Source organism: Streptomyces sp. NPDC015130, assembly GCF_043080005.1.
Classification (GTDB): domain Bacteria; phylum Actinomycetota; class Actinomycetes; order Streptomycetales; family Streptomycetaceae; genus Streptomyces.
Window position 1 is genome coordinate 255,377 of record NZ_JBIBVC010000010.1, and the last position, 17,413, is coordinate 272,789.

A 17,413-nucleotide genomic window follows, 5' to 3' on the forward strand; every position below is an offset into this window, starting at 1 on the left:
CTTCCGCCGCCGGCGCTTCCCCCCGGCTCCCCCGCCTCCTCCGTATCCCACGGCCCGCTCACGCACCGCCCGGAGAACTCGCTGCCATGACGTCGTTGGAGCAAGGTCCCACCGGGACCGTCCAGGATCCCCTCCTCCTCTCCCCCGCACCCGGCTCCCCGGAGGAATGGGAGGCGCTGGGCGCGGAGATCCGTACCCTGTCCGGCGGATCCGTGGCCTCCATCGGCCCGGACGGCCCGGTCCTCGCCGGGCCGCCGCGCCGGCGCGACACGCGCCCGTCGAGCTTCGTACGCGCCTTCTCGCGCGTCGACCGCGTCCTCGTCGTCCTGCTGTCCCTCGGCTGGGTGGCCTGCCTCGTCTGGTTCTGGGCCTGGTGGCTCCAGCCCGCGCACCGCATCGGCTGGCTCGGTCTCGTCGTCAACAGCGCCCTGCTGCTCTATCTGACCTACCTGCCGGTGCACTTCCTCGTCGCGCTGATCCGGATGCGCCGCTTCGATCCGGCCGTCGGCGTGCCGGCGCTCCACACCGCGTTCGTGGTCACCCGTGCCCCTTCCGAGAGCTGGGACATCGCCCGCACCACCCTGGAGGCGATGCTCACCCAGGACTTCCCGTACGCCTACGACGTGTGGCTGTGCGACGAGGACCCGACCGAAGAGATCCTGGACTGGTGCGGGAACCACGGCGTCCACGTCTCCTGCCGGCGCGGCCGCGCCGACTACCACCGGGCCGAGTGGCCACGGCGCACGCGCTGCAAGGAGGGCAACCTCGCCTTCTTCTACGACCACTGGGGATACGCCCACTACGACGTGGTCGCCCAGCTCGACTGCGACCACGTGCCCGGCCCCCGGTACCTCACCGAGGTCGTGCGCCCCTTCGCCGACCCGGCCATCGGTTACGTCGCGGCTCCCAGCGTCTGCGACTCCAACGCCGCCGAGTCCTGGGCCGCCCGCGGCCGGCTGCAGCGCGAGGCCATGTTCCACGGACCCGTGCAGCTGGGCCACTCGGCCGGCCTGGCGCCCGTGTGCATCGGCTCCCACTACGCCGTCCGCACCCGGGCCCTGCGGGACATCGGCGGCCTCGGACCCGAGCTCGCCGAGGACTTCTCGACCACGTTCCTGCTCAACTCGGCCGGATGGCACGGCGCGTTCGCGATCGACGCGGAGGCGCACGGCGAAGGACCGCTCACCTTCGGCGCGATGATCACGCAGGAGTTCCAGTGGTCCCGCAGCCTCGCGGTGATGCTTCTGGGGATGCTGCCCCGCCACCTCGGCCGGATGCCGCTCAAGCTGCGTGTGCGCTTCGCCACGGCGCTGATGTTCTACCCGCTGCTCGCCGCGGCCACCGTCGTGGGCATCGCGCTGCCGCCGATCGCCGCGATCACCGGCGCGCCCTGGATCAACGTCAACTACGGGGAGTTCCTGGCGCACTTCTGGAGCATGTCCGTCTGGCTGATCCTGCTGACACTGCTCTGCCGCCGCCGCGGACTGCTGCGCCCCCGGGACTCCGCCGTCCTCAGCTGGGAGATCTGGCTGTTCGGCCTGTCCCGTTGGCCGTACGTCGCCTGGGGCGTGCTCGCCGCGGTGCTGCAGAAGCTGCGGCCCCGTCAGATCACCTTCAAGGTCACACCGAAGAAGCGCGACGGCCTGGAGCCGCTCCCGCTGCGCACCGTCGCCCCGTACCTGCTGATCACCACGGTCCTGTCGGGCTCGGCGCTCGTCGGCCAGTTCACCGGACCCGCCGTGGGCTATGTCTTCCTCTGTCTGCTCGGCGCCGCCTCGTACGCCGCCGTGACGCTCGCGATCGGCGTACTGCACGTCAAGGAGACCGCGCGCGCCACCGGTGTCCCCATGGTCCGAGCCCTGCGCACGGCCGCGCTCCCGCTCTGCTGCGGGCTGGTGTGCGCGGTTCCCCTGGCGCTCGCCGTGTACGTCTTCCCCACCTATCTCACCGGCTACTACGCCTGGTGACGGCCCGGCCGGCCCGCGCGGCCGGCCGAGAAATGAGGGTTCCCCATGCCCCGTACGGTCCTTGTCACCGGCGGCGCCGGTTTCATCGGCAGCCACACCTGCGTCGAGCTGCTCGCGTCCGGCCACGAGGTCGTCGTCCTCGACGACCACTCCAACAGCTCCCCCGAGGCCCTCGAACGCGTCGCCAAGATCGCCGGCCGTCCGATCGCGGCGGCCCATGTCGGGGACGTACGTGACCGCCGGGCCCTGGACGCCGTCTTCACCGCCCACCCGATCGACGCGGTGATCCACTTCGCCGCGAAGAAGGCCGTCGGCGAGTCGGTGCAGATCCCGCTCACGTACTACGACATCAACGTCGGCGGCACCACGGCCCTGATCTCGGCCATGCACGACCACGGGGTGCACCGGCTGGTGTTCTCGTCGTCGTGCTCGGTCTACGGCGACACGACGACCGTCCCCCTGACCGAGGCGTCCCCGGCCGCGCCGACGAACCCGTACGCCACCAGCAAGTGGACCTGCGAGCGGATCCTGGCGGACGCCTGCCGGCACGTGCCCGAGCTGCGGGTACTGGCCCTGCGCTACTTCAACCCGGCCGGCGCCCACCCCACCGGGCTGCTCGGCGAGGACCCGCACGGCGTGCCCGGCAACATCATGCCGTACCTCACCCAGATCGCCGTGGGCCGCCGCGAGGAGCTGAGCGTCTTCGGCGACGACTACCCGACGCCCGACGGCACCGGCATCCGCGACTACATCCATGTCGTGGACGTCGCCGAGGGGCACCGCGCGGCCCTCGACCACCTCGACGACGAGCCCGGCATGACGATCCTCAACCTCGGCACCGGACGCGGCGCGTCGGTCCTGGACCTCGTGCGCACCTTCCAGGAGGTTTCCGGCCGCCCGATCCCGTACCGCGTCACCGGGCGCCGCCCCGGCGACGTCGCGGAACTCGTCGCCGATCCGTCGAAGGTCGCCGCGGCCTGGGGCTGGAAGGCGCGCCACGACCTGGCCGCGATGTGCCGCGACGCCTGGCGCTTCCAGCAGCAGAACCCGTACGGCTACGCCCCCTGAGCCTCCCCTCCCCCCCCACTCCCGCCTTCCCCTCCCCCGCGCAGACAGGAGCACAACGCATGCGGTTGACCGTCATCGGTACGGGATATCTGGGAGCCGTGCACGCCGCTTGCATGGCCGAGATCGGACACGACGTCCTCGGTGTGGACGTCGACCCCGAGAAGGTGGCCGGCCTCGCCGAAGGCCGACCCCCCTTCTACGAGCCGGGATTCGAGGACGTCCTGACCCGGGCGCTCGACTCCGGCCGGCTGCGCTTCACCACCGATCTACGAGAGGCGGCGGCGCACGGCGAGGTCCACTTCATCTGCGTCGGCACCCCGCAGCAGGCCGGCTCCCAGGCCGCCGACCTGCGGTACGTGGACGCCGTCGTCGACGGACTGGTCCCGCACCTGTCCGCGCCCTGTCTGCTCGTCGGCAAGTCCACGGTCCCCGTGGGCACGACCGCCCGGCTGGCCGCCCGTGTCGCCCGGCTCGCGCCTCCGGGCACGCGCGTGGACCTCGCCTGGAACCCGGAGTTCCTGCGCGAGGGCTTCGCCGTCGACGACACGCTGCGGCCGGACCGGATCGTCACCGGTGTGACCGGCGAGGCGGCGGACGAGACGCTGCGCCGCGTGTACGCCCCGATGCTGGCGGCGGGCGTCCCGTACCTCGTCACCGACCCGAACACGGCGGAGCTGGTCAAGTCCGCGGCCAACTCCTTCCTGGCCACGAAGATCTCCTTTATCAACGCGATGGCCGAGATCTGCGACGCCACCGGCGCGGACGTCGCCACCCTCGCCGACGCGCTCGGCCACGACACCCGGATCGGCCGGCAGTTCCTGAACGCGGGGCTCGGCTTCGGCGGCGGCTGTCTGCCCAAGGACATCCGGGCGTTCTCGGCCCGCGCCCAGGAGCTCGGCGTCGGGCCCGCGGTGGCTTTCCTCGGCCAGGTCGACGAGATCAACCAGCGGCAGCGGAGCCGGACCGTCGCGCTCGCCCGGCGGCTGCTCGGCGGCGACCTCACGGGCCGGCGGGTCACGGTGCTGGGCGCCGCGTTCAAGCCGAACAGCGACGACGTACGGGACTCGCCGGCGCTGGCCGTCGCGGCGGAGCTGCACCGGCAGGGCGCGCGGGTCCGGGTCCACGACCCCGAGGGCGCGGCGAAGGCCGTGCTCGAACACCCGGAACTGCCCTGCGGGGCAGACCTGCTGACGGCATGCCAGGGCGCCGAGCTCGTGCTGCACCTCACCGAGTGGAGCGAGTACCGCGAGCTGGATCCGGTCAAGCTGGCCCGCGTGGTGCGTATCCCGCTGTTGATCGACGGGCGCGACGCGCTCCCGCACGACGCGTGGCGCGCGGCCGGCTGGACCGTGAAGGCGCTGGGGCGTCCGGTGCCGCCGCCGGAGGAGCCGCGGCAGGCCGGCGACCGGTCGGTGGAGGCCCTGCGCACGCTCATCGCGTCCCCGGCGGCGTCCGGTTCGCAGGCATCCGGTGTGCCGTCCCCCGCGGTACCCGTCAGCCCGGTGGGCGGCGTCGGCTCTGTCAGCGGGACGTAGCGAGCCGGTGGTGCCCGGCGGCGCGCTGCCCGGACCGGCTCGGCCGGCCGGGCAGCGCCGCACGGCACCCGGGGCCGGCTCAGTCGGTGGCGGCGGGCTGGACGGCCCCGACCACCGGAGTCCGCGGAACCGGGTGCCCGAAGTAGTCGACGGGACCCGGGTCGATGCCGAGGGCCCACGGATCCACGCCGAGGGGCACCAGGCCCTCGCAGCGGGGCACCAGGCTCTCCGGACCGGCGGAGCCGTCCGTGACCGGCGCGGTCAGGCCGCTCAGACACGGGTCCTCGCTGAGGCCGGTCGGAACGCCGTCCAGCGTCTCCTGGCCGGACGCGACACGCCAGCCGTCCAGGGACGTGTGGCGTTGCGCGCCCCACTCCAGGGCCCAGCCGCCGGTGCTGTAGTAGTCGTTGCCCGCGAGCCTGACGGTGCTCCGGCCGTACGCCGACTGGGTGTCGATCAGGGGGCCGCCGTCGGTCGCGAAGACGTTGTTGGCGACGCGCACACCGGCCATGCCGTCGCGCAGCCGCAGGGCCGGGGGCCGGATGCCCGCGGCCGCCGCGGACGGGAGTCCCTCGGTGCGCATCACGACCGTGTTGTGGTGGATGTCGAGGTTCTTCATGCGGGTGCCGTAGGCGACGATGCCGCCGTACTCGGGCAGCTTCCTGGCGTCGTCCCAGCTCATGTTGAAGCGGACGACGTTGTCGTGGTGGGCGCCGGTCGGCTGGCCCGAGTAGACGAGGAAGCCGGGACCGTCGTTGCCGTAGGCGAGGTTGTACTGCACGACGGCGAAGGACACGTTGTTGTCGAGGCCGAACCCGCCGCCGTCGACGCGTGATCCGGTGCGGTTGCGGTACGACTTGTTGTGCTCCAGGACGACGCGGGAGGAGTCGTAGACCCAGATGCCCTCGGGGCCCTCCTGAGCGTCGGCGGCGGACTTCGAGCCGTTGTCGTGGGCCACCGAGCCCACCACCTTCGCGTCCAGCACGCTGCCGAGCGAGATGCCGCTGCCGGTGTTGCGCCGGTCGCTCTCCGGATCGCCGGTGTTGGCGTACGCCGTGACGCCTTGGATCCGGAGTCCGGAGTGCGCGTACGCGGGGTCCGCGGCCCGGAACGCGGGTCCGTAGACGACGAGTCCGGTCTCGAGGTTGTCGTGCACGGAGACGTCGACGATCCGTACGTCCCCGAAGCCGGCGCGCGCCTCACCCTCGGCGCCGACGCTGATCCCGTTCTGGAATCCGCTCGCCTCCACGTTCGTGATCCTGACGTGGCTGAGCCGACGGGTGTCCGGCAGGGTGTTGCGCAGCGCGATGCCGACGCCCTCGCGCCGTGACTTCCGGTCGCCGACGAGGACGATGTCCCTCACCTCCACGCCGGCCGTGTCGCGCACGGTGATGCCCGACGTCCCGCGTGGGGCGATCGTCGCGCGCCCGGCGCCGTACGACTCGATCACGACCGGCTTCGTCGCGCTGCCCGCCTCGTCCTCGTCCAGGGTGATGCTGCCGGCGAACCGCTCGCCGCCCTTGAGCCGGAGGCGGTCGCCCGGCCGGAACCGCACGGTGTTCGCGTGGTCGAGGGTCCGCCACGCCGCCGCCGGCGACATTCCGTCGTTGCTGTCGTCCCCGTCGCGGCTCACGTAGAAGGTGAACGGACCGCCCGTGGCGGGGCGGGCCGGTCGGTGGACACCGGGCACGTCACACCCCGTGAGCAGCAGAAGCACCACGGCCGAGACTCCGGCGGCGGCCCTCAACGTCCGGCTTCGGTTCTCCGCATCCACGCATACCCCTTATCGACTTTCCGCATGACATACCCCCCATCCAGGGACAGAGTGCCAGAAGCCGGACAGACGAAACGCCGACGACGCACGGAAGCTCGATTCGCCTGCGGCCACCACCACCCCGAGCGCACGGACTATCCGCGCTTGCACTTATGGCGCGTCTGCAACTATTGTGAAGGCACGTAAAGCGCTCACTCAAGCAATTGTGGAAGGGTTGAGCCATGCCGCTCGCACTCCTCGCCCTGGCCATCGGGGCCTTCGGAATCGGCACCACCGAATTCGTGATCATGGGGCTGCTGCCCGAGATCGCCGCCGACTACGGCGTCACCATCCCGACGGCCGGTCTCCTCGTCACCGGTTACGCGCTCGGCGTCGTCATCGGTGCCCCCCTGCTCACGGCGTTCGGCACCAAGGTCAGCCGGAAGCGGATGCTCCTGCTGCTCATGGGCCTGTTCGTGATCGGCAACATCCTGTCCGCCCTCGCCCCGAGCTTCGGGCTGATGCTGACCGGCCGGGTCGTCGCCTCGCTCGCCCACGGCTCGTTCTTCGGCATCGGCTCCGTCGTGGCGGCCGAGCTGGTCGCCCCGGACAAGAAGGCCGGCGCCATCGCCACCATGTTCACCGGTCTCACCGTCGCCAACATCGTGGGCGTGCCCCTGGGCACCTTCATCGGGCAGGCCGTCGGCTGGCGCACCACCTTCGCGATCGTCGCCGGGCTCGGCGTCGTCGGACTCTTCGGCATCGCCAAGCTGGTCCCGGCCACCCCGCGCCCCGAGGGCGCCCGGCTGCGCGGGGAACTGACCGCCTTCCGCAACCCGCAGGTGCTGCTCGCCATGGCCATGACGGTGCTCGGTTTCGGCGGTGTCTTCGCCGCGATCACCTACATCGCCCCGATGATGACCCACGTCGCCGGCTTCGCCGAGGGCTCCGTCACCTGGCTGCTCGTCCTCTTCGGCGTCGGCATGTTCCTCGGCAACCTGGTCGGCGGCCGGTACGCCGACCGCGCCCTGATGCCCCTGCTGTACACCACGCTCGGCGGGCTCGCGGTCGTCCTCGCACTGTTCACGGTCTTCGCCCACCACAAGGTCCTCGCCGCGATCGCCGTCCTGCTCGTCGGGGCGCTCGGCTTCGCCACCGTGCCGCCGCTGCAGAAGCGGGTGCTGGACCAGGCGCACGGCGCGCCGACGCTGGCCTCCGCCGTGAACATCGGCGCCTTCAACCTCGGCAACGCACTCGCCGCGTGGCTCGGCGGCCTCGTCATCGCCTCCGGCTTCGGCTACACGTCCCCGAACTGGGTCGGCGCCGTCCTCGCCGCCGCGGCCCTCGGCCTCGCCTTCTGGTCCGCCGCCCTGGAGCGCCGCGCCCCCGTGACGGCGCCGTCACGGTCCGACACCGCCGTCCTCGCCGACACCGCCCGTACCCCCGTGCACCACTGACCACCCCGCCCCTCCCCTTCCACCCGATCCCAGGAGCAGCACCATGAGCACCACCACCGCCGTCACCCCGCTGACGACTGCCGACGCCGAGGTCCTGATCACCGCCGCGACGCGCGCCGCCGAGGCGGCCGGGGTCCAGGTCAGCGTCACCGTCCTGGACGCCGGCGGACACCTGCTCGCGTTCCGCCGGGACGACCGGTCGGTCCTGATCTCCGGCGAGACCAGCACCCGCAAGGCGTACACCGCGCTCCAGCTGAACGCCCCGACCGCCGACCTCGTCGAGCTCGTGAAGCCCGACGGGCCGTTCCACTCGCTGCCCACCGCGCTCGACCGTCCGCTGCTGTTCATCGCCGGCGGCCTCCCCGTCCACCGCGACGGCCGGCTGATCGGCGCGATCGGTGTCGGCGGCGGTGCTCCCGAGCAGGACCACGGCATCGCCACCGCCGCACTCGCGGAGCTCACCCGCTGACGAGGCCCCGCACCACCCGCACCACCCCCACCAAGTGAAGGAAGAACCGCACCATGGCGCCCTCCGCCACCCCCGCCGTCGCCACCGTCACCCTGAACAACGGCGTCGAGATCCCCCAGCTCGGCTTCGGCGTCTTCCAGGTCCCCGACGACGAGACCGCCGCCGCCGTCACCGCCGCGCTCGAGACCGGCTACCGCAGCATCGACACCGCCGCGATCTACGGCAACGAGACCGGCGTCGGCCGCGCGCTGGCCGCCTCCGGACTGCCCCGCGAGGAGCTGTTCGTCACCACGAAGCTGTGGAACGCCGACCAGGGGTACGAGGCCACCCTGCGCGCCTTCGACGCCGGCCTCGCCAAGCTCGGCCTCGATTACGTCGACCTCTACCTGATCCACTGGCCGACCCCGGCCCGGGACCTGTACCGCGACTCCTGGCGCGCCCTGGAGCGCCTCGCCGAGGAGGGCCGCATCCGCGCGGCCGGCGTCTCCAACTTCCAGCCCGGGCACCTCTCGCGGCTGGCGGAGGGCTCGAAGCTGGTCCCGGCCGTCAACCAGGTCGAGCTGCACCCGGGTCTGCAGCAGTCGGAGCTGCGCGCGTTCCACGCCGAGCACGGGATCGCCACGGAGGCGTGGAGCCCGCTCGCCCAGGGCGCGGTCCTCGACGACGAGCTCATCGGCGAGCTCGCCGCCCGGTACGGCAAGTCACCCGCCCAGGTCGTCCTGCGCTGGCACCTCCAGCTGGGCAACATCGTCATCCCCAAGTCGGTGACCCCGTCCCGGATCCGCGAGAACTTCGAGGTCTTCGACTTCGCCCTCACGGACGACGAGATGGGCTCCCTGGCCACGCTCGACCGCGGCCTGCGCACCGGCCCGCACCCCGACGAACTCAACTGACCCTCACCCCCGACGGGCCCAGGCGTCGAGTGCCCGGGCCCGCCACGTCACACCCCGGCACTCCGAGGCACCGGACCCACCGCGAGGTCCCGCCCGGGAAGTCGCACCCGTCATCGGAGTGCCGGCGGCCGTCCCGGGGCATCCCTTCCTTGCGGCCCCGCGGGAGAGACCGTCCGGGATCGGCTCGCCCGACGGGCCACCCCGCGCATCCCGCCGCGAACCCTGTGACACCGCCGGACGTGGTCCGGCCCCCACGTTCGGCACATACGTTCGGCGCACACCCGGCAGGATGACCGGCCTGCGGTGCACGGCTCCGCCTACCTCCCGGTGGGCACGGACCACCCCACAATGATCCACGTTTCCTTCCTCCTCGCCCCTTTCGTCCTCCTCGGTCTCCAGGAGGCCCTCCTCGATCAGGAGCCGGATGGCCAGTCGTCTGTACCTTCGATGCCGGCCTGCGCTCGTCGTCACGGCGCTCGCCCTCCTGACCGCGGTCTCCCCCGCCGCCACGACAGCCGCGCCGGGCCCCGCCCCCGTACCCGCCCCGGCCGCCGGTCCGCCGCCCGGTCCCCCCTTCGACACCGAGCCCGCCCGGGCCGCGCTGGAGCGGCTGATGCCGTCCGTGGCCGGGCAGTTCGAGCTGGAAGCCGTCGAGGAGCCCGGCTCCGGCGACTACTTCTCCCTCTCCGGGACGGCCGGCGCCATCCGGGTCCGCGGCACCTCGCCCGCCACCCTCCTCACCGGGGTCGGCTGGTACCTGGAGCGGGTCGCCGGTGTCGACATCGGGTGGCCCGGCGACAGCCTCGGCCGTCTGCCCGGCAGGCTCCCCAAGGTCACCGGCACGGTCACCCGCAGCGCGGCCGTGCCGCACCGCTACGCCCTCAACGACACCGACGAGGGGTACTCGGGCGCATACCGCGGCTTCGCCTCGTACCGGCACGACATCGACCTGATGGCGCTGCACGGCGTGAACGAGGTCTTCGTGCCGACGGGGGCCGAGTACGCCTACCACCACGCCCTCCAGAGGTTCGGCTACACCGCGGCCGAGCTGCGCGCCTGGATCCCGGCCCCGGCCCACCAGGCCTGGTGGCTGCTGCAGAACATGTCGGGCTTCGCGGGACCGGTCTCCGAGCAGCTGATCGACGCCCGCGCGGCGCTGGGCAGCAGGATCGCGGGGCACCTGCGTTCGCTGGGGATGACGCCGGTGCTGCCGGGCTTCTTCGGTACGGTCCCGCCGGACTTCGCCGCCCGGAACCCGGGCGCGGTCACGGTCCCGCAGGGCAGGTGGGTGGGTTTCGCGCGGCCGGACTGGCTGGACCCGACCGGGCCCGTCTTCGCGCAGCTGGCCGCGGCGTACTACCGGGTCCAGCAGCGGCGGTTCGGTGACACCGACATGTTCAAGATGGACCTCCTGCACGAGGGCGGCACCCCGGGGCCCGTCGACGTGGCGGGCGCGGCGGGGGCCGTCCAGCAGGCCCTGGAGACGGCGCACCCCGGCGCCACCTGGGTCATGCTCGGCTGGCAGCGCAACCCCTCCGAGACGCTGCTGAGCGGCGTGGACCGCCGCCGGGTGCTCGTCGTCGACGGCCTCTCCGACCGGTACGAGGGGCTCGACCGGGACGCCCAGTGGGGCGGTACGCCGTACGCCTTCGGCTCGATCGGCAACTTCGGCGGCCACACCAGCCTGGGTGCCAACACCGCTGTGTGGGCGGGTCGTTTCCACGCGTGGCTGACCGCGCCCGGCAGCGCGCTGCGCGGCATCGCCTACCTCCCGGAGGGCACCGGCGGGAACCCGGCGGCGTTCGACCTGTTCACCGAACTCGCCTGGGAGCCGGGACCGGTCGACCACCGGGAGTGGTTCGCGGCGTACGCCGCCCGGCGGTACGGCGGCGCCGACCCGCACGCCGCGGCCGCGTGGGAGCAGTTGCGCCTCGGCCCGTACAGCATGCCGTCCGGGACGTGGAGCGAGCCGCAGGACGGCCTCCTCGCCGCACGGCCGAGCCTGACGGCGGCCAGGGCGGCCCGCTGGAGCCCGACCGCCATGCGGTACGACGCCGCCACCGTGGAGCGCGCGCTCGCCGAACTGCTCCGGGTGGCGCCCCGGCTGCGGGCGACGGACGCCTACCGCTTCGACGTCGTGGACGTGGCCCGGCAGGCGCTCAGCAATCGCGGGCGCGTCCTGCTGCCGCGCATCAGGACCGCGTACGAGGCCAAGGACACGGAGCGGTTCCGGGAGCTGGTGGCCGAGTGGAACGCCCAACTGGAGCTGCTCGGGCGGCTGGTCGCCTCCGACCGGCGGTTCCTCCTCGGTCCGTGGCTCGCCGACGCCCGCGCCTGGTCCACCGACCCCGCCGAACGCGACCGCCTGGAGTACGACGCGCGCTCGATCCTCACGACCTGGGGCGACCGGGTGCCGAGCGAGTCGGGCGGACTGCACGACTACGCCAACCGTGAATGGGCCGGTCTCGTACGGGACGTGTACGCGCCGCGCTGGGCCGCGTACTTCGCGAGTCTCGACACGGCGCTGACGAACCGCACGGATCCCCGGCCCATCGACTGGTTCGCACGGGACGACGCCTGGGCCCGCGGCCACGAGAAGTACCCGACGACACCGACCGGAGACCCCGTCGCCCTGGCCGGGGAGGTGCTGGCGGCCCTGTCGCAGTGACGCACGGGGCGCCCCCTAGGTCCTGTCGTCGAACTCCCGCCTGCCCCGCGACGACATGCACGCACTCTCGCCGCAGGGCCCGCCCTTCGGGCGGACGACGGGAGTTCGACGACAGGACCTAGGGTGTGGGGGTGCTTCCCCGAACCCTGCTCGCGAGCCCGTCACTGACCGACGCCGCCCTGCTCGGCCACACCGAGCAGGGCCGCGCGTGGCCCCTCCTCGTGTGGGCCCCGGGGCCCGGCGTGCGGATGGTGTCGAGCGCCGTCCTCGGCGGGGGCATCGGGGAGCGGGCCTGGGTCCTGAACGCACAGGTCCCGCCCGGCTACGACCGGCTCGACCCCGTCGACCACCTCCGCGCGCTGGCCGCGGGGGCCGGACTCGCGGGGCCCGGGGTGGGGCTCATGACGGCGGCCTCGGTCGAGGACCGGCGGTACGCGGCGGACGGCGGCGCCGAGGCCGTGGTGACGGCCGGGATCGGGGTACGGGGCTGGGCGGCCGCACCGGAGGCCGGCGGCGTCGCTGCCCCGCGCCCGGGGACGATCAACATCATCGTGTCGCTGCCCGTGCCGCTCACGGACGCCGCCCTGGTCAACGCGGTCGCCACCGCCACCGAGGCGAAGGTGCAGGCCCTCGTCGAACTCGGCGCGGACGCCTCGGGCACACCGACGGACGCCGTCTGCGTGGCCGCGCCCTCGCCCGCCGGAAGCGGCCCTGACGCGCCCGCCGAGGCCTTCGCGGGGCCGCGCTCGCTCTGGGGCGCGCGGCTGGCGCGGGCGGTGCACCGGGCGACGTACGACGCCTGCGTGGGCCTGCTGGTTCCTTAGACGGAACGCCGGACGGCGGTGTCAGCCGTGCGAGAGCAGAGCCGCCGTGAGTTCCGCCGCGCGGCGGTGCCAGAAGCCGGCTCCCCGGAGCATGGAGTGGCCGCCCGTCGGCATCGGGATGCCCGCCGCGTCCGCGCCCGCCGCGCGGGCCCTGCGGACGAAGTCCCAGGACTCGCGGGCCGAGGTGACCCGGTCGGTCTCGTCGTGCAGGAGGTAGAGCCGGCGGCCGCCGAGGTGGTCGACGGGTTCGCCGGTGGGGCACCAGGGCGCGAGGGCGACGACACCCCGGACGGCCGGGTCGCCGGCGGCGGCGAGCGCGGCGCGGCCCCCCATGGAGTGGCCCAGGAGCACCACGGGCACGGACCCGACACGCTCCCGGAGCCGGACGAGGGCGGCCTCGGCGTCCCGGGCGGCGTCGGCCCGCTCGCCGTTCCAGCCGCGGTGGCGGTACCGCACCTCGGCGACCAGCACGTCCCGGCCCCGGACCGCGCGGGTCACGGCGCCGACGAAGGGCCGCATGCGCAGCGCGGGCAGGTTGAGCGCGGGCGGCGGCTCCGGCCCGTCGGCACGGCCGCCGTGGAGGAGCAGGACCGCCGCGGCGGGCACCGCCGGCGCACTGCGGACGAGCAGGGTGCCGGGCTCGGAAGGCCTCGCGCGGCAGCCGGTTCCCGGGGTCACCGGGAAACCGTACCGCTCGCGCTGTTCGAGTGCGCCGCGTGTCCGGACCGCCGCCACGCCATGGGGTACCTCCAGGAGTCGATCGTGGGCCGCAGTCTGCCATCAGGGCGTCCCGGGTGTCCCGACGGGCCCTGGTGGGGCGGGGCAGGCGACCGTGCCCGGCCGGACGCTGAGGGTGAGTTTCGGCGTGGTGAGGAGGCCCGGGATCTGGAAGTCCTGGGCGGTGCCGACGATCCGGTCGAACTTGGCGTAGCGGGCCTGGATGCCGAAGCGGTGCTGCGGGCTGTCGAGCGGGTTGGTGACGTACGCCCCGGTGGCGTCCTTGACCGTCTTCACGTCGGCGCCGTTGACGTTGAGGTCGACGATGCCGTCCATGTCGAGGACGCCGGTGGCGCCGCGCAGGTCGAGGACGGTGTTCTTGGTCCGGATCTCCCAGGAGCCGGGGTTGTCGTCGCCCAGCTTGAGCATCAGCGTGTACGTGGCTCCCGCGATCTGCCGGCGCTGGCTGATGCACAGGCCGTTGATCACGCCGTCCGCGAAGCCCATGCGGAGGACGCGGACCGTGCCGGTGGTGCCGTCGGGCCGGACGACGGCCTGGTCGACGACCGCGGCCCCGTACTGCGTCCCGTACAGGCTGCTGGTCGTGAAGTCGACGGGCCGGTCCTGGATCCGCAGGCCGACGGCGAGCGCGCCGCCCGCCATCGCGGACCCGAGTCCGGCCGCCGCCAGGAGCGCGGGCACGGCGACGGCGAGGGAGCGGCGCCAGTGGGTGCGCCCTTCCGGAAGGGGCCGACGGCGGTCGTCGGAGCTCACGGGACGGTCACCGTGATGGTCCCGGGGAGGTGGACGGGGTTGTCGGTGGAGTCGAGGGCGGCGTGGTCGTCGACCGTACGGATGGCGTAGATGTCGCCGACGAAGTCCTCGGCCCCGGCGGTCAGGGGGATGAGGGAGCCGAAGAAGTCGAGCAGGCCCTGCACTCCGCAGATCTTGACGAGGACCCGGACGCAGACGTTGGTGATGTTGCCCCACATCGTGGTCGTCTCGGGCTTCCCGGCGCTGTCGTAACCGCCGAGGGAGCCCTCGTTCGGCACGTCGATGGTGACGGTGTGCCCGCCGGCCCGCTGGGTCACGTTCATGTGCGAGCGGATCTTGAGCTTGGTGAAGGTGTACTGGGTCGTCGTCCTGGTCGTCCCGTCGGAGAGCCGGATGGTGACGTTCTTGTCGACGGTCATCGAGACCGCCACCATGCTCGCGATGGTGACGTGCAGCGGGTCCGGCGCGGGCAGGAAGGGCACGCCGAGCGGTGCGGGCGCGGCGGCGGTCCGGCCGGCGGCGCTGCTCGGCTGCCCGGACCAGAGGGCCGTCACCACGGCGAGGAGCAGGGCGGTCGTCACGGCGAGGAGCCCGGACGGAACGCGGCGCGTCATCCTTCCACCGCCCCGCGACGCGGGCGCTTGGCGCCCCAGCCGACCGTCATCGAACCGCCGAGGACACCGAGGGCCGTCCCGAGGAGGAAGCCTCCGAGGTTGGAGACGACGAGGGACACGACCGCGAGGACCGCGCCGATGAGCCCGAAGGTGTAGCGCTGGGCGGGCAGGGCCATCGGGATCAGACCGCAGAGGATCATGCCGCCGCCGACGAGGTAGCCGGCCACTCCGCCGAAGCCCGTGCTCACGATCAGCTGGAGGGAGCTGAGGGAGAACTTGAGGACGGTCCACCCGCCGGCGATCAGCCACAGCCCGCCCCAGAAGGGCCGGGTCCGGCGAAAGGCCCGGAACCACCGGACGCCGTGGCGCCACCGCTCCCGGAGCCCGCGGGCCACCCGGGCCGTCCGAGGCATCCGTGCCGTCCGAGGCATCCGTGCCGTCCGAGGCATCCGGACCGCCCGCTGCTCGCGGCCCGCGCGATCCGCCCCGGTCGCCTCCGTCCTGCCGCTCAGCACGACGTGGCCGATCCCGTGACGACCCTGATCTTCAGGTCCGGCAGTACGAGCGCCCCCGCCATCTCGGCGTCGTACGCGGTGGCGTTCAGCCCGTGCAGGGTGATCGAGCTGCCTCCCTCGCCGCCCGCCGAACCGAGTCCGAACCCGCCGGGCAGCGCGCCCGTGAGCGGCTTCCCGGCCACGGTGACCTGGTCGGCGGACTGGCCGAGCACCGCGTTCTGGAGGGTGGTCGGCCCGTACGCCTGGAGCTCGGTGGCCTGGATGTAGAGGTTCGACGCGTCGATGTCGGTGGTGAACGTGCCGGGCGGTGCGGCCGTCACCTTCTGGCCGCCGGTCAGCAGCAGCGAGTACGGGACTCCCGCGATCGACTGGTGGACGATGCCGCACAGTCCGGCGAGCCCGGCGCTGGCGAAACCGACGCGTGCCATCGCCGTGTCGGTGGTCGTGCTGCCGTCCGGGCGTCCGACGGCGGGGGTGTTGACGATGGCCCCGAAGCCGGAGCCCTCGACCCCGTTGGAGGTCAGGGTGAAGGGCTGCCCGGTGACGCTGAAGTTGGCGGCGAGCGCGCCCTGCGCCAGTGCCGTGCCGAGGATTCCGACGGCGAGCGCCGAGGGCACGAGGGCGAGGGCGCCGCGGCCCCAGCGGGTGCCGCGCCGGGTGCCGTCGGCGGCCTCGGCGAGCATCCGGGCGTTCCACTCCGTGACGGCGCGGGTGCCTCTCGCGCGCGCCCGGCCGACGGACGGACCGAGACGGGTCGTCAGGTGATTCATACGGATCCGCTCCCAACGGATTCGGCGGGTGAGGGTACGGGCGTCCCGGTGCCCGGCCGCGTACGGCGGAGGAGTCCGCCACGCTTCCCGGCGGGCTTCTCGGGCAGCCAGGCGAAGGCCATGGAGCCGCCGAGGACGGACAGGAACATGCCGACGAAGAGCCCGCCGAGGTTCGACAGCGGGAAGGAGGCGACTCCCGCGATCACCGCGATGACGCCGGCGGTGTGGCGCTGACCGGGGAGCAGCAGGATCAGCAGGGCCATCGCCATGAGGACGATGCCTCCGGCCATGCCCGCGATGCCGCCGACCCCGACCTGGAGGATCTTGCCGAGCGGTGCCATCGGCAGGAAGAAGATGACGAAGCCGCCGGCCCCGGTCCAGAGGGCCGCCCAGAAGGGGCGGGTCCGCCGCCAGCGGCGGAAGGCCGGGCGCGCGCCGCGCGGTGCGGGTCCGGCGGCGGGGACGGGCACGGGAGACAGGGCTTCGGTCGGCCCGGGCGGTGGATCGGCGGTCATGGGCCCTCGCAGTCGGGTCGGGTGGGAGGAAGGGGAGGGTGCCGGGGATCCGCGCCGGCGAGGAGCGCGGATCCCCGGCGGTGTCGGACCTGGCTCAGCAGGGCTTGTCGCCGTGGGCGACCGCGATGGCGAGGTCCGGCAGGGTGATCGCGCCGGAGATCGTCGCGCCGTTGGCGTCGGCGTTGAGGTTCTTGATGTCGGTCCGGCCGCCGGTGGCGTCCAGGCCGAACTGGCCCGGGGTGCCGTCGTTGATGCCGGTGCCCTTGATCCCGGCGCCGTCGGCGGCGGCGCCGATCACGTTCGGGGTGGCGTCGCTCGCGTTGAGCGTGGCGGTGGCCGCCTTGAGCGACTGGGCGTCGAGGACCAGCTTGTTCGCCTGGAGCCCGGCCCCGGCGACGAGCTGGTCGCTCGTGAGCGGGGTCGCCGCCGCCGGTGAGGAGATGTTGAGCGACCAGGTGCCGAGGCTGCCGATGACCGGGAGGTTGACGGACTGGACGGCGTGGACGCAGATGCCGTCGAGGCCCGCCTTGGCGATGCCGACCTCGGCGGCGCCCTTGGCCCCGCCGGCGTCGATGGTGTGCATGACGGCGCCGATGCCCTGCGGAGCGGCGACGGTCTTCGAGCTGAGGGTGAAGGGGACGCTCGTCAGCGAGAGGTTCGCGGCGAGCGCGCCCTGCACCATCGCCGTGGCCATGGCCGCCACGGCCGCGGTCGCGGGCAGGGCCAGGAACACCGATCTGCGCCAACGGGTGACGCCTCTGCTTTCGGCCCGTCCGATCTCTTCCTTCATGTGATCTCCCACCGTCGTCCCGCGCGTTCGGCGCGGGGGATGTGAACCCGGCAGCCGCGCGCCCCACGGCCGGAAGACCGAAGA

16 protein-coding genes are annotated in these 17,413 nt (G+C 73.3%); 8 read left to right on the top strand and 8 right to left on the bottom strand.

What is annotated here, in order from left to right; genetic code table 11:
* Positions 1 to 86: 86 nt before the first annotated feature.
* Genes ACF08F_RS22665 through ACF08F_RS22675 form a run of 3 tightly spaced genes read left to right on the top strand, consistent with a single transcriptional unit; the run spans position 87 to position 4,570 of the window.
* A complete protein-coding gene (locus ACF08F_RS22665; RefSeq protein WP_392300335.1) occupies positions 87 to 1,967 on the top strand; it encodes a glycosyltransferase family 2 protein in 1,881 nt (626 codons plus the stop codon).
* Positions 1,968 to 2,012: 45 nt separating this feature from the next.
* The gene (galE, locus tag ACF08F_RS22670; protein ID WP_392300336.1) at positions 2,013 to 3,035 is read left to right on the top strand and encodes a UDP-glucose 4-epimerase GalE; all 1,023 of its coding nucleotides are present in this window, start codon (positions 2,013 to 2,015) and stop codon (positions 3,033 to 3,035) included.
* A gap of 59 nt (positions 3,036 to 3,094) precedes the next feature.
* Entirely contained in the window at positions 3,095 to 4,570 is a 1,476-nt protein-coding gene (locus ACF08F_RS22675; protein WP_392300337.1) for a UDP-glucose dehydrogenase family protein, read from the top strand.
* A 79-nt stretch (positions 4,571 to 4,649) separates the two neighbouring features.
* On the opposite strand, the gene ACF08F_RS22680 is transcribed toward ACF08F_RS22675, so the two are convergent.
* Positions 4,650 to 6,290 (bottom strand): right-handed parallel beta-helix repeat-containing protein, encoded by a 1,641-nt coding sequence (locus ACF08F_RS22680; protein ID WP_392300338.1) that lies wholly within the window; start codon positions 6,288 to 6,290, stop codon positions 4,650 to 4,652.
* A 275-nt stretch (positions 6,291 to 6,565) separates the two neighbouring features.
* On the opposite strand from ACF08F_RS22680, the gene ACF08F_RS22685 reads away from it, so the two are divergent.
* From ACF08F_RS22685 to ACF08F_RS22705, 5 genes are all read left to right on the top strand, one after another.
* On the top strand, positions 6,566 to 7,780 hold the full coding sequence (locus ACF08F_RS22685) for an MFS transporter (protein WP_392300339.1): 1,215 nt from the start codon (positions 6,566 to 6,568) through the stop codon (positions 7,778 to 7,780).
* A 43-nt stretch (positions 7,781 to 7,823) separates the two neighbouring features.
* Positions 7,824 to 8,249 (top strand): heme-binding protein, encoded by a 426-nt coding sequence (locus ACF08F_RS22690; RefSeq protein WP_392300340.1) that lies wholly within the window; start codon positions 7,824 to 7,826, stop codon positions 8,247 to 8,249.
* Between the two features lie 53 nt (positions 8,250 to 8,302).
* Entirely contained in the window at positions 8,303 to 9,142 is an 840-nt protein-coding gene (locus tag ACF08F_RS22695; RefSeq protein WP_392300341.1) for an aldo/keto reductase, read from the top strand.
* A gap of 424 nt (positions 9,143 to 9,566) precedes the next feature.
* Positions 9,567 to 11,810 (top strand): alpha-N-acetylglucosaminidase, encoded by a 2,244-nt coding sequence (locus ACF08F_RS22700; RefSeq protein ID WP_392300342.1) that lies wholly within the window; start codon positions 9,567 to 9,569, stop codon positions 11,808 to 11,810.
* Between the two features lie 131 nt (positions 11,811 to 11,941).
* On the top strand, positions 11,942 to 12,634 hold the full coding sequence (locus ACF08F_RS22705) for an adenosylcobinamide amidohydrolase (RefSeq protein WP_392300343.1): 693 nt from the start codon (positions 11,942 to 11,944) through the stop codon (positions 12,632 to 12,634).
* 21 nt (positions 12,635 to 12,655) lie between these two features.
* Here the strand turns inward: ACF08F_RS22705 and ACF08F_RS22710 are convergent, their stop codons facing one another.
* The 7 genes from ACF08F_RS22710 to ACF08F_RS22740 all read right to left on the bottom strand — a co-directional run bounded on the left by ACF08F_RS22710 (position 12,656) and on the right by ACF08F_RS22740 (position 17,329).
* Positions 12,656 to 13,312, bottom strand: coding sequence for an alpha/beta fold hydrolase (locus ACF08F_RS22710; protein WP_392300344.1), 657 nt, complete (start codon positions 13,310 to 13,312; stop codon positions 12,656 to 12,658).
* A gap of 102 nt (positions 13,313 to 13,414) precedes the next feature.
* Positions 13,415 to 14,125, bottom strand: coding sequence for a DUF6230 family protein (locus ACF08F_RS22715; RefSeq protein WP_392300345.1), 711 nt, complete (start codon positions 14,123 to 14,125; stop codon positions 13,415 to 13,417).
* The gene (locus ACF08F_RS22720; protein ID WP_392300346.1) at positions 14,122 to 14,739 is read right to left on the bottom strand and encodes a hypothetical protein; all 618 of its coding nucleotides are present in this window, start codon (positions 14,737 to 14,739) and stop codon (positions 14,122 to 14,124) included. Before ACF08F_RS22720 ends, ACF08F_RS22715 begins: the two co-directional genes overlap by 4 nt.
* Complete coding sequence (locus ACF08F_RS22725) at positions 14,736 to 15,152, bottom strand: DUF6114 domain-containing protein (protein ID WP_392300347.1); 417 nt, start codon at positions 15,150 to 15,152, stop codon at positions 14,736 to 14,738. The genes ACF08F_RS22720 and ACF08F_RS22725 overlap by 4 nt, the downstream gene beginning before the upstream one ends.
* Positions 15,153 to 15,247: 95 nt before the next feature.
* Positions 15,248 to 16,024, bottom strand: a complete 777-nt coding sequence (locus tag ACF08F_RS22730) for a DUF6230 family protein (RefSeq protein ID WP_392300348.1) — start codon at positions 16,022 to 16,024, stop codon at positions 15,248 to 15,250.
* Positions 16,021 to 16,539 (bottom strand): DUF6114 domain-containing protein, encoded by a 519-nt coding sequence (locus ACF08F_RS22735; RefSeq protein ID WP_392300349.1) that lies wholly within the window; start codon positions 16,537 to 16,539, stop codon positions 16,021 to 16,023. Before ACF08F_RS22735 ends, ACF08F_RS22730 begins: the two co-directional genes overlap by 4 nt.
* A 94-nt stretch (positions 16,540 to 16,633) precedes the next feature.
* The gene (locus tag ACF08F_RS22740; RefSeq protein WP_392300350.1) at positions 16,634 to 17,329 is read right to left on the bottom strand and encodes a DUF6230 family protein; all 696 of its coding nucleotides are present in this window, start codon (positions 17,327 to 17,329) and stop codon (positions 16,634 to 16,636) included.
* Between the last annotated feature and the right edge of the window lie 84 nt (positions 17,330 to 17,413).